Source organism: Streptomyces sp. NPDC059668 (assembly GCF_042734135.1).
GTDB lineage: Bacteria > Actinomycetota > Actinomycetes > Streptomycetales > Streptomycetaceae > Streptomyces.
Window position 1 is genome coordinate 6979 of record NZ_JBHWEL010000119.1, and the last position, 11522, is coordinate 18500.

Below are 11522 nucleotides of genomic sequence, written 5' to 3' on the forward strand. Positions count from 1 at the left end.
TGGGGGGGCCCCCCGCTGGGGGGGGTTGCGGTCAGGCCGCGCGGTCCCCCCACACCCCCGAGGGGGCGGGGCCCCATCTCCGGGCGGGCCCCCCCCCCCCTCGTCCCGGCGGCCGCTGCTGCCGACCGCTTCCGTCAGAGACTTCCGGACGCCCGCGCGAAACGCGGAGTCCGTACGTCCTCGACTCCTCAGAGTCCCAGCGGGGCCGGGCTGCCGAGCAGCGCCGACGCGTTCTGCAGCGGCGTGAGGACACGGGTGGGCTGTACGGTCTCCTGGCCGCCCTGGCAGGTGAAGCCGAGGCGGGTCATGGCCCGGGTGACCTCCCCGCCGGTGAAGTCGCGTCGGTCCTGGCGGGTGATGACCTCGCCCACCTGCTTGACGGGGTAGTGGCGACGTCCGATCAGGACGGACTCACCGGTGATTGGCTCGGGCTTGACGCCCTTCATCGAGGCGAGCACCCCGCTCTTGGAGAGGTCGAACGGGAACCGGGCGATGACGCAGCGCATGATGCCTCACAGGGGAGCGGGGAAGAGGAGGAAGTGGGTGCGACCGGGCTGGCCGGATCAGCGGGCGAGGGTGAGCGCGCCCGGGACGCGGTCGCGTCCACCGGCGGCGAGGACGTCCCGTACCCGGATCCGGTCCGTGTAGGCGGAGCTGTCGCGGACGGCGATGAGCTGGGCCCGGGTGATCGCGCCCGTGCACTGTTCGTCCTCGTCGCACAGGAGCAGGTACCCGACACGGGCACTGGCCATGACGGACAGGGCCACTTCGACGGTCATGTCGTCGAAGACCCGCGGTCCGGAAACGTCCATGGCGTCGATCGTGGCCGGGGGGGCGGTGTCCGCCTGGCGGTGCCGCGTCTGAGCCGTCGTCAGGGTCAAGGCGAGTGCCAGTGTCAAAGGGTGCCTCCTGCGAAGTGGGGTGAGCTGTCCCGTCACGAAGTGCGATGCCGCCGGTGCTGGTGCCGTGTCACTAGGCCGCGGAGTCGAGGGAGGACGGCCGACGTGCCGTACGGCGCGCCGCCTCGCCGGTGGGCCGCCCCTGTCCGGTGCCGCCACGCCGGCCCCGGGAGGAGCCGGAGCCCCGGGCGGACGAGCCGCGGGAGCCGGAGGAACCGCGGGAGCCCGAGGAGGAGCCACGCCGCGCGCGTTCCACGACCGGCGCGGTGATGACCACCGGCACGCCCGAAGGGGCCTGAGCGCCCGTGATGCGGCTCAACTCCTCCTCACCCGAACGTACTTGGGTGGTCCGTGCGGTGATGCCGGCCGCGGCCATCAGCCGGGTCATGTCGCGGCGCTGCTGGGGAGTCACCAGGGTGACGACGCTGCCGGACTCGCCGGCGCGCGCGGTGCGGCCGCCCCGGTGCAGGTAGTCCTTGGGGTCGGTGGGCGGATCGACGTTCACGACCAGGTCGAGGTTGTCGACGTGGATCCCGCGTGCCGCGACGTTGGTCGCGACCAGGACCGTCACGTGCCCGGTCTTGAACCGGGCCAGGGTCCGGGTGCGCTGCGGCTGGGACTTGCCCCCGTGCAGGGCCGCGGCGCGGACGCCGTTCTGGAGCAGGTGCTCGGTCAGCCGGTCCACGGCGTGCTTGGTGTCCAGGAACATGATCACCCGGCCTTCGCGGGCCGCGATCTCCGTCGTCGTCCGCTGCTTGTCCGCGCCGTGCACATGGAGCACGTGGTGCTCCATGGTGGTGACCGCGCCCGCGGACGGATCCACGGAGTGGACCACGGGGTCGGTGAGGTAGCGGCGCACCAGCAGGTCGACATTGCGGTCGAGGGTGGCGGAGAACAGCATCCGCTGGCCCTCCGGGCGCACCTGGTCGAGCAGCGCGGTGACCTGCGGCATGAATCCCATGTCGGTCATCTGGTCGGCTTCGTCGAGGACGGTGATGGCGACCTGGTCGAGGCGGCACTCGCCACGGTCGATGAGGTCCTTGAGCCGTCCCGGCGTGGCGACGACGACCTCGGCCCCGCCGCGCAGCGCGCCTGCCTGCCTGCCGATCGACATTCCGCCGACCACGGTGGTCAGTCGCAGCCTGACGGCGCGGGCGTACGGGGTGAGCGCGTCGGTGACCTGCTGGGCGAGTTCGCGGGTGGGCACGAGGACGAGGGCCAGCGGCTGTCGCGGCTCGGCGCGCCGGCCGGCCGTGCGGGCCAGCAGGGCGAGGCCGAAGGCGAGGGTCTTGCCCGAACCGGTGCGTCCGCGGCCGAGCACGTCACGGCCGGCGAGGGAGTTCGGCAGGGTGGCCGCCTGGATCGGGAACGGTACGGTCACGCCTTCGTGCCCGAGCGCCTCCAACAGCGGGGCGGGCATGGCGAGATCGGCGAACGCCTCGACGGCGGGCAACGCGGGGGTGAGCGTCACCGGCGGTGCGAACTCGCCCTGCTGCGAGGTCTGCCGGCGTCCCTGGCCCTCGGGGCGCCGCGATCCCCCGGAGCGTCCGGCGTTCGAGGACCCGAAGCGGCTGCCGCCCCTCGCGGAGCCGGCACCTCCGGTGCGGGTGCGGGAGTAGCGGTCGTTCGTGCGCGTGCGGTTCATGCGGAACCTTCCTTGATGCGGCGCGTATCAAGGAATTCCCGCAGCGAAGGGCAGCGCAGAGAATCGCAAGAACGAGCCGGGACAGTGCGGAACCGATACGGATCCGCGGGGGAATGCTCATGGAAAACGGCGCTCAGAGAAATGGCGCGGTTCCGGCGGCGGAGCCCGGGCACTCCATGGAGAGGATGGAAATTCGCATCCGGAGTGCTGGGCCGAGCATTCCCGTGGGGTGGGGAGGTGAATCCTCTACGTCGTGCCGCGGGTCAGAACGCCGCGGTCCGGCGGAGGGGCCGTGCCCGAAAACGCCGCGAGCCGGGGCCCGCACCCCATGGTGCGGGCCCCAGCTGCGAAGTACGTGACGGCGTCAGGCGGGAACGATGTTCTCGGCCGTCGGGCCCTTCTGGCCCTGAGCGATGTCGAAGGACACCTTCTGGCCCTCCTGGAGCTCGCGGAAGCCCTGGGCGGCGATGTTCGAGTAGTGGGCGAAGACGTCGGCGCCGCCGCCGTCCTGCTCGATGAAGCCGAAGCCCTTTTCCGCGTTGAACCACTTCACGGTACCGGTAGCCATGTAGATCTCCTTCGGGGCGGTGTTCGGAGTGCGCGGTGTGCGGACTCCGCGTCGCCGTGATGATCACCCCGCCGGAAAAAATGAATCCGGAGATAAAAAGGAGCTCCACCGGCATGGAAGGACGGTGAGGGCACTCGCAAGTTTTAGGGAACCACAACTGCAACTGACATCGACAGTAGCACGGTGCGATCGATCATGTGCGCTGGATAACTCTGCTCCGCCTGTCGGGCGAGGAATCTTCCTTGTGCGTCCTATTCATTTCTCACTTCGCGGTCACAGATATTGTGGGCCGAGCGGCGTCCCGGCCGTGGCCCGCCGCGGAGGGTCGGCAAGACCTCGGGCACGGGCGGCTAAGGCCCGACGTGGATGTAGGGAGCCCACAGACTGGGGTTCTCCCGGACCCCCTCGACGTTCTCGCGGACATCGCGCACCGCGTCGCGCAGGGCGTGTGCCGTATGTCCGGGAAAGGGACGGGCGGGGTCGAACGACGCGTAGAACCGCTCGCTCACCTCCAGGGAGGTGTCGTCGGCGACCGCCCACAGGGTTCCTACGACATGGGTGAACCCGGCCATGTGGAACGCCCCGGTGATGTGCAGCGCCTCGTCGGCGAACTCCCTGCGGCCGCTCGTGGTCTCGCAGGCCGAGAGATAGGCCAGTCGTGCTTCCGGGAGCCGGAGCCGGGCGACGTCGGAGAGGGTGAGCGGAGCCGTCGCGTGGTCGTGCAGCACCACGTGACCGGCCGCCGCCCCGGAGAGCGCGCCGACGGCGTGACACGCGAAGTGGGCCCACGCGTGGCGGGGGAGCGCCTCCAGCACGGAGCGCCGTACGGCGTCCTCGCCCAGGAGCAGACGGGCGCCGGGGCGTCGGGCCAGCCGCGCCGCCTCCTCCCGTACGCCTTCCAGCGGCGGGGATCCCAGGCCCGGTGCCTCGGGGACGGCGACGATCAGCGGGGCGGTGGGCTCGGGCCGGGCCGGGTCCTGGCGTTCGGCCTCGCGCCGCCGTGCGTGCACGAGACTGTTGACGGTCGGGGCGTACGAGCAGACCACTCGGTCCAGCAGGTTGTCCCCCTCCTCCTGGTGCAGGCCGGCCGCGTGCAGGGGCAGTGCGGTGAGCGGGCCCGTGGGAACCCACCACAGGCGGGCCGGTCCTCCCGTGGAATCCTTCCCGGGCCATCCCTGGTCGGCGAGCGCGGCCAGGACCGGTTCGGCCAGGGCCGTCCACAACCACGCGAGCGTCTCCCGGACCTCCGCCTGCGCGTCCCGCTGCGCGGACAGCGGGAGGGAGTGGTCGCCCGTCGCCCGGATCGCGGCGCGGAAGGCGTCCGTCCGCCGTTCCGCCTCCGCGTGACGCAGCCCCTCCAGCCGTACGGACCGCACGCGCCCCTGGTGCAGGAGGAGCGCGTCACAGCGCAGCGGGCTGACGTTGACGACGACGACCGGGCCCGCCTCGCCGATCCCGGCGAGCATCTCGTCCGTGCGGGGGAGCCGCAGGAAGTTCTCGCAGCCCGGCACTTGCCGGACGCTCTCCACAAGCCGCTCCCAGCGCTCGGCCAGGGCGTGCCGGTCCTCGCCCGTCAACGGCTCGTCCGCCGTGCGCTCCTTCGTCCCGCCCGGCTCCGACGAGGTGAAGACGGCGGCCTCGGGACGGTCGAGCTGGGGGAGTAGCATCCGCCATTCCGCGGCGAGTCCGTCCGGCACCCGGCTCAGCAGCTCCGCGCTCCGCGTGCGGGCGTCGAGCGCCTGCCCGAGCAGCACGCCACGCCCTTGCTCAAGGAGCCGCAGGGCCAACTCGGCACCGGAATCTTCCGCGTCGGAGGCCTCCGGGCCGGAGGCTTCCGAGCCGGACGTCTTCGGGTCGGACGTCTTCGGGCCGGCCGGTGTCGCAGCGGCCGGTGCCGAGGCGGGTGGCCGGGCGTCGGCGAGATCCAGCGCGCACGCGGCCGCGTCGCTGGCGAGCCCCGCGAAGTCACCCAACTGGCGTGCGCGGTCCATGCGTCCGACGCGGTACGAGGCGGTACGCGGCAGCAGCTCGACCGCGAGCCGGTACGGCTCCATCGCCGCGGCCCGGCCGTCAGCCGGTGAGGCCCCGCCGCCGTCGAGGACACTCAGTGCCCACAGGCGCGCACAGCCCACCCGGACGCTCACGTCCATGGCCGGGTCACGCGCCGCCCGCCGGTACAGCGCGACCGCCGCCTCCCGGGCCCGCGCGTCGTCCTCGGTCACCGCCTTGGTGGCCAGTGCCGAACCGTGGTGGAGCAGGGCGAGCCCGCGCAGCGCATGTCCCTCGGGGGTGGCGGCGTACGCCTGCCCGGTGGCCCGTATCCACGCGCGCAGGGCCCGTCGTTCGCGCCGCGAAGGTCGGCGGGGGGCTCCGGCGCCGGCCGGCACCCCGCCGGCGTCGAGGCGTCCGGCCGTACCCGGGCCGGTGGCACCGGGGTCCATGGCGCCGGGGTCCGTGACGCCGGGGCCGGCGGCACGGCGGCCGGCGGCGCCGACGAGTTCCAGGCGGCGCACGGTCGCCAGCACCGCGTTGCGCTGTACGAGGTTGGGATGTCCGGCCGGGGTGGCGGCGACCGCGCGCCGGGCGGCGCGGGCGGCCTCGCGCAGGTCGGCGGGGTCCGACCGGGCCGTGTGACGGTCGGTCAGGACCAGGGCGAGGTTGGACAGGAACCGCGGGTACAACCGGTGGCGCCGGGAGACCCCGGCGAGCACCTCCCGTGCCAGACCCGCGGCTTCGTCGAGCGCCTCCGGCGCGCCGTCGGGGGACCAGCGGTGATGATGGCGGAGGGCCTCGGCGAGGCTGGAGCGGGCCCAGACACCCTCGTCCGTACCCGCATCGGTGCAGGCCACCGCTTCCCGGAAGCTGCTCAGGGCCTCGGCGAGCGCGCTGGAGTCGCCGTGCAGCTGGAAGAGGCTGAGCAGTGCGTCCCCCAGGCTGTTGAGGCGGTTGGAGCGCAACGCGCCCCGGGAGGGCGTCGAGACCAGGGCCGTCCTGACGGCGTCGACGGAGGCGTCCAGGTCCCGTGCGTCACGAGTGCGCAGCCAGCGCAGCCGCAGCGCGCCGGACAGGTTCGTCCAGTAGGACGGCGTGGTGACGGTGACCTCCGCTCCGTAGGGGGCCAGGGCCTCACGGAACAGGGTGATCGCCCCGTCCAGGTCGTCCGGCTCCCCGAACCGCTCGTAGCGGGACCAGAGCACCATCCCGACGCCGTTCATGGCGGCGCTGCGCAGATCGATGTTCTCGGCTCTCGTCAGCAGCGCGTCGAAGAGCACCAGGGCGCGTTCGAGATCGGAGAGGCGGCCGGCGGACTCGTAGCGGGCGAGCGCTTCCTCGGCGCCTCCCAGGACGGCCAGCAACTGCTCGTACCCGGGCGTGCCGAACAGGTCGTACGGGGTGGCCATCAGTGAGCGGGCCGGCCAGGGGACCCCGGAGCGTCGTCCTCGTCACGCCCCTCCCGGATGCGCCGGGCCATCGCCTCGCCCATCGGGCCGTTCCGCTCGAACCACGCGGCGGCCTCCTCGCCGCGCCCGAGCGAGAGCAGGGTCAGGGCGAGATTGGCGGTGGCGTCCTGATGGCCGCCCCGCGCCGCCGGGGTGAGGACCTCGACGGCCTCCTCCAGGCGTCCGTCGATCCGTAACCTGACGCCGTACTGGTTCAGGGCCTGTGGGGATCCGGTCTCGGCCGCCCGGCGCAGCTCCGCCTCCGACGGCATCGCCCGGAAGGTGAACCGCACCCCGTCCGGCCCGCCCCGCTCCGCCCCGCGTGCCCGTGCGCGTCGACGCCAGAACATCGGCATCACCCCCCGTGATCGTCGGTGAGCGCCCAGTATCCTCTCAACTCGGTTGTTGTGTAGGGAGGTTGCACGGATGGGTGACACCGGCACCGGTGACGGGAACGGCGGCGCGACGGCGACGCGGGCCGACGTCTGCGCGCGGCTGGACGAGATCCGGGAGTTCGTTCCTCCCGGCCTCGGGCCGGAGTTGGAGGGGATCCTGGTATCGCTGCGGGGCGACGGCGACCCGGCCGGCCCGCAGGCGGAACTGCACCGGCTGCTGCGCCGCAGCGGGGTGGCGGCCGGCCTGCGGGCCTTCCGCGGCGCGGGGATCGGCGGGCTCCCGGCCGCCGTCGAGGGACACCCCGTGGTGGAGGCGTACGTCTGCCCCCGCGAGCGGTGCGACCGGCGCAGCCCCGCCCGCAACCAACCGGTCCCGCCCGTCTGCCGGTTGTACGGCGAGCCGCTGCGCCGTCGCACGCTCTCGTGAACGCCGTCCTCGCCGAGCTCGGGAGGAACCTCGCCGCGCGCTGGCTCACCTACCTGGTGCCCTCGGGCCTGTTGTTCCTGGCGGTCGCCGGGGCCGGACGGCTGCTCGGCCAGGCGCACTGGTACGACGTGGGGCGGGTCGTCCGGGCGCTCGACGGGCTGGCCGGGCACCCCGTGAGCCGCTCGGCCGGAGGTGTGGTGCTGGCGGCCTCCGCGACGGTGATCGCGTCCGCCGGACTGGGCCTCGCCGCGCAGGCCCTGGGCGGTGTGGTGGAGCGCTGCTGGACGGGGGACTGGCCGGGCCCCGCGAGGGTGCCGGGCCGCCGGCTGACCGAGCGCAGGCGGCGGCGCTGGCAGGCGGCCGAGGACGCCTACGCGCGGGCGGAGGCGCGGGCCGTCGGGCTGGGGGCGCCGTTCGGCCCCGGCACCACCGCCGACCTGGCACGGCTCGCGGCGGCCCGCAACCGGATCTCCCTGGAGGAGCCCGTCCACCCCTGCTGGACCGGTGACCGGGTGCGCGCCCTGGACCTGCGGATCCACCGGGCGTACCGGCTCGACCTGGACTCCGCCTGGTCCCGGCTCTGGCTCGTCCTGCCCGGCGACACCCGCACCGAACTGCGCGGCGCGCGTGACGTCTACGACGCGGCCGTCCGGCTGACCGCCTGGAGCGGGCCCTATCTGCTGCTCGCCGTCCGGTGGTGGCCGGCCGCGCTGATCGCGCTGGGCCTCGCGGCCGTCGGACTGCGCCGGGGGAGGGCCGCCATGGACGCGTTCGCCGAGCTGGTGGAGTCCGCGGTGGACCTGCACGGCCGCGAACTGGCCCTCGCGCTGGGGGTGTCCTGCCCGGGACGGCTGGACCGGGAGGCCGGTGCGGAGATCACCGCCGTCCTCCGCAAGGGGGTCTGAGCCCGCGCACCGGCGCGACGGGACGGGCCGCCGGTGTTCGCATCGCGGACTCCTGTCGGTCACACGAGCGCCACGGGGTCTTCCCCGGCGTTCGTTCCTCTTGGAACACTCCCCCCGCGCAGGTCTCATCCCACGCATCACGTCAGGACAAGAGGTCACCCAGTCATGCCTCAAGTGAACCGACGCCGATTCCTCCAACTCGCCGGTGGCACAGCGGCGTTCACCGCTCTGTCGAACAGCATCGAGCGGGCCGCCGCACTGCCCGCGCACCACGCGTCCGGCACGATCGACGACGTCGAGCACATCGTCGTGCTGATGCAGGAGAACCGGTCCTTCGACCACTACTTCGGCTCGTTGAGAGGTGTCCGGGGCTTCGGGGACCCGCGTCCGGTCACCCAGCCGAACGGCAAGTCGGTCTGGTACCAGTCGGACGGCACCAAGGACGTGCTCCCCTTCCGACCCGACGCCGACGACCTGGGCCTGCAGTTCATCCAGGACCTGCCGCACGGCTGGAGCGACGGCCACACCGCCTTCAACCAGGGCCGGTACGACAAGTGGGTGCCCGCCAAGTCGTCGACGACGATGGCGTACCTGACGCGTGAGGACATCCCGTTCCACTACGCGCTCGCCGACGCGTTCACCATCTGTGACGCGTACCACTGCTCGTTCATCGGCTCCACCGACCCCAACCGCTACTACATGTGGACGGGTTACACGGGCAACGACGGCAAGGGCGGCGGCCCGGTCCTCGGCAACGACGAGGCGGGGTACGACTGGACGACGTACCCGGAGCGGCTGGAAGCGGCCGGGGTGTCGTGGAAGATCTACCAGGACGTCGGCGACGGCCTGGACGCGAACGGCTCCTGGGGCTGGATCCCGGACGCCTACCGCGGCAACTACGGCGACAACTCGCTGCTGTACTTCAACCAGTACCGCGACGCCAAGCCCGGTGACCCGCTGTACGACAAGGCCCGCACCGGCACCGACGCCCGCAAGGGCGAGGGCTTCTTCGACCAGCTCAGGGCGGACGTCAAGGGCGGGAAGCTGCCCAAGGTCTCCTGGGTCGTCGCGCCCGAGGCCTTCACCGAGCACCCCAACTGGCCCGCCAACTACGGTGCCTGGTACATCGCACAGGTGCTGGACGCGCTGACCTCCGACCCCGAGGTGTGGGCGAAGACGGCCCTGTTCATCACGTACGACGAGAACGACGGCTTCTTCGACCACCTGGTGCCGCCCTTCCCGCCGCAGTCCGCCGCGCAGGGCAGGTCGACGGTCGACGTCGGGCCGGACCTGCACCAGGGCGACGCCGCGCACGCCGCCGGGCCCTACGGGCTGGGCCAGCGGGTGCCGATGCTGGTCGTCTCGCCCTGGAGCAAGGGCGGTTACGTCTGCTCCGAGACGCTCGACCACACGTCGATCATCCGGTTCATGGAGCGGCGCTTCGGGGTGCACGAGCCCAACATCTCGCCCTGGCGCCGCGCGATCAGCGGTGACCTGACCGCCGCCTTCGACTTCTCCCGCAAGGACACCAGGCCGGTCGCGCTGCCGGACACCGACGGCTATCTGCCGCCGGACCACGACCGGCACCCCGACTACGTCCCGACCCCGCCCGCCCACCCCGTGCTGCCCAGGCAGGAGCGTGGCTCGCGGCCCGCCCGCCCGCTCAAGTACGCGCCCCTGGTGGACGGTTCGGCGGACTGGACGGCCGGGAAGTTCACGCTCACCTTCGGCTCCGGTGCCAAGGCCGGCGCCGCCTTCCTCGTCACCTCCGGCAACCGCACCGACGGCCCCTGGACGTACACCGCCGAGGCCGGGAAGACGGTGTCGGACACCTGGAACTCGGCGTACTCGAACGGCTCGTACGACCTGACGGTGCACGGTCCGAACGGCTTCCTGCGCGGGTTCAAGGGCCCCGGGAAGACCGCGGGACCCGAGGTCACCGCCCGCCACGTCGGCGAGGGCCTGGAGCTGACCCTCACCAACAAGGGCTCGGGCACGGTCGAGCTGAAGCTCACCGACGGTTACGGTGGCCGGCCCTGTTCGTTCAAGGTGCGGCCGGGCGCGACGGTGCGGCACCGGGTGGACCTGCGGGCCGGCCACCGCTGGTACGACCTGACCGTCGAGTCCGCGGCGCACACGGGCTTCTCGCGGCGGTTCGCCGGACATGTCGAGAACGGCCGTCCGGGTGTGAGCGACCCCGCGATCGTCACCGGCTGATGGCTGTCGGGACAGGGGACAATTTCCGGCCGATGCGCGGTAGTGTGCCCCGGTGACCACGCATTCGAACACTCCTGCAGGTTGGTACCCGGATCCGCACGGGGCGCCCCGGACGCTCCGGTACTGGGACGGCTCGCAGTGGACCGAACACACGAATGCGGACCAGCAGGCCCCGGCCGGACAGCAGGTTCCGCAGCAGGCACAGCAGCCGTACGGACAGCCGGCGCCGGCCCCCGACCCGCGCGTGCACAAGCAGGTGCACCAGCAGGCCGGGGTCGCGGCCGGCGGTGCCGGTGGCGGCACCCTGTTCACCGAGCCGGTGCTGGTGGTGAACCAGAAGGCCAAGCTGATCGAGCTGACCAACGAGTACAAGGTCATGGACCAGCAGGGCAACCAGCTCGGCGCGGTCGTCGAGGTCGGTCAGAGCGGCCTGAAGAAGGCGCTGCGCTTCGTCTCCAGCATCGACCAGTACATGACGCACAAGCTGGAGATCCGTGACGCCCACGGGCAGCCGGTGCTGCGGCTCACGCGTCCCGCGAAGTTCATCAAGTCGCGGGTGGTCGTGGAGCGTCCGGACGGCCAGCCGGTCGGCGAGATCGTGCAGCAGAACATGATCGGGAAGATCAACTTCGCGATCAACGTCAACGGCCAGCAGGTCGGCGCCATCAAGGCGGAGAACTGGCGCGCCTGGAACTTCGCCATCGTCGACCACAGCGGCAACGAGGTCGCCCGGATCACCAAGACCTGGGAAGGCCTCGCCAAGACGATGTTCACCACGGCGGACAACTACGTCCTCCAGATCCACTACCAGCTTCCCGAGCCGCTGCTCAGCCTCGTCATCGCGACGGCGCTGACCGTGGACACCGCGCTCAAGCAGGACTCCCGCGGGCTCGGCTGACCTGGCGCAGCAGAGAAAGAGAAAGGGGGGCGCCGGCGCGCACACCCGCCCCCCCGTGCCCCCCGCCGCCCCCCCCACCCCGGTGCCCTGACCCCCGGACGCGGTCAATCCAGGGGCACGCGCGGTTC

Annotated in this window: 10 protein-coding genes; 4 read left to right on the forward strand and 6 right to left on the reverse strand. The window is 72.5% G+C overall.

Annotated features, from left to right (window positions below; translation table 11 throughout):
• Window positions 1-188: 188 nt before the first annotated feature.
• From ACFV2J_RS40990 to ACFV2J_RS41015, 6 genes are all read right to left on the reverse strand, one after another.
• Entirely contained in the window at window positions 189-506 is a 318-nt protein-coding gene (locus ACFV2J_RS40990; RefSeq protein WP_385095588.1) for an SCO5918 family protein, read from the reverse strand.
• A gap of 57 nt (window positions 507-563) precedes the next feature.
• Entirely contained in the window at window positions 564-812 is a 249-nt protein-coding gene (locus ACFV2J_RS40995; protein WP_385095591.1) for a hypothetical protein, read from the reverse strand.
• Between the two features lie 160 nt (window positions 813-972).
• Window positions 973-2544 (reverse strand): DEAD/DEAH box helicase, encoded by a 1572-nt coding sequence (locus ACFV2J_RS41000; protein ID WP_385095594.1) that lies wholly within the window; start codon window positions 2542-2544, stop codon window positions 973-975.
• Between the two features lie 364 nt (window positions 2545-2908).
• Window positions 2909-3112 (reverse strand): cold-shock protein, encoded by a 204-nt coding sequence (locus tag ACFV2J_RS41005; protein WP_030224351.1) that lies wholly within the window; start codon window positions 3110-3112, stop codon window positions 2909-2911.
• A 350-nt stretch (window positions 3113-3462) separates the two neighbouring features.
• On the reverse strand, window positions 3463-6513 hold the full coding sequence (locus ACFV2J_RS41010; protein ID WP_385443581.1) for a CHAT domain-containing protein: 3051 nt from the start codon (window positions 6511-6513) through the stop codon (window positions 3463-3465).
• The gene (locus ACFV2J_RS41015; protein WP_385095382.1) at window positions 6513-6902 is read right to left on the reverse strand and encodes a hypothetical protein; all 390 of its coding nucleotides are present in this window, start codon (window positions 6900-6902) and stop codon (window positions 6513-6515) included. The genes ACFV2J_RS41010 and ACFV2J_RS41015 overlap by 1 nt, the downstream gene beginning before the upstream one ends.
• A 76-nt stretch (window positions 6903-6978) precedes the next feature.
• Here ACFV2J_RS41015 and ACFV2J_RS41020 point away from each other — a divergent pair, with 76 nt between their 5' ends.
• The 4 genes from ACFV2J_RS41020 (at window position 6979) to ACFV2J_RS41035 (ending at window position 11394) form a co-directional block, all read left to right on the forward strand.
• Window positions 6979-7374, forward strand: a complete 396-nt coding sequence (locus tag ACFV2J_RS41020; protein ID WP_385095379.1) for a hypothetical protein — start codon at window positions 6979-6981, stop codon at window positions 7372-7374.
• The gene (locus ACFV2J_RS41025; protein ID WP_385095376.1) at window positions 7371-8279 is read left to right on the forward strand and encodes a hypothetical protein; all 909 of its coding nucleotides are present in this window, start codon (window positions 7371-7373) and stop codon (window positions 8277-8279) included. The genes ACFV2J_RS41020 and ACFV2J_RS41025 overlap by 4 nt, the downstream gene beginning before the upstream one ends.
• A gap of 165 nt (window positions 8280-8444) precedes the next feature.
• Window positions 8445-10496 (forward strand): phosphocholine-specific phospholipase C, encoded by a 2052-nt coding sequence (locus ACFV2J_RS41030; RefSeq protein WP_385095373.1) that lies wholly within the window; start codon window positions 8445-8447, stop codon window positions 10494-10496.
• A gap of 52 nt (window positions 10497-10548) precedes the next feature.
• Window positions 10549-11394 carry a phospholipid scramblase-related protein gene (locus ACFV2J_RS41035; protein WP_385095369.1) on the forward strand — a complete coding sequence of 282 codons (846 nt, stop codon included), beginning with the start codon at window positions 10549-10551 and terminating at the stop codon, window positions 11392-11394.
• Window positions 11395-11522 lie beyond the last annotated feature (128 nt).

Coding starts and splice junctions, on each gene's coding strand:
- ACFV2J_RS41000 (WP_385095594.1), bottom strand. CDS start 2,544: ATGAACCGCACGCGCACGAACGACCGCTACTCCCGCACCCGCACCGGA.
- ACFV2J_RS41030 (WP_385095373.1), top strand. CDS start 8,445: ATGCCTCAAGTGAACCGACGCCGATTCCTCCAACTCGCCGGTGGCACA.
- ACFV2J_RS41005 (WP_030224351.1), bottom strand. CDS start 3,112: ATGGCTACCGGTACCGTGAAGTGGTTCAACGCGGAAAAGGGCTTCGGC.
- ACFV2J_RS41010 (WP_385443581.1), bottom strand. CDS start 6,513: ATGGCCACCCCGTACGACCTGTTCGGCACGCCCGGGTACGAGCAGTTG.
- ACFV2J_RS40995 (WP_385095591.1), bottom strand. CDS start 812: ATGGACGTTTCCGGACCGCGGGTCTTCGACGACATGACCGTCGAAGTG.
- ACFV2J_RS41020 (WP_385095379.1), top strand. CDS start 6,979: ATGGGTGACACCGGCACCGGTGACGGGAACGGCGGCGCGACGGCGACG.
- ACFV2J_RS40990 (WP_385095588.1), bottom strand. CDS start 506: ATGCGCTGCGTCATCGCCCGGTTCCCGTTCGACCTCTCCAAGAGCGGG.
- ACFV2J_RS41015 (WP_385095382.1), bottom strand. CDS start 6,902: ATGTTCTGGCGTCGACGCGCACGGGCACGCGGGGCGGAGCGGGGCGGG.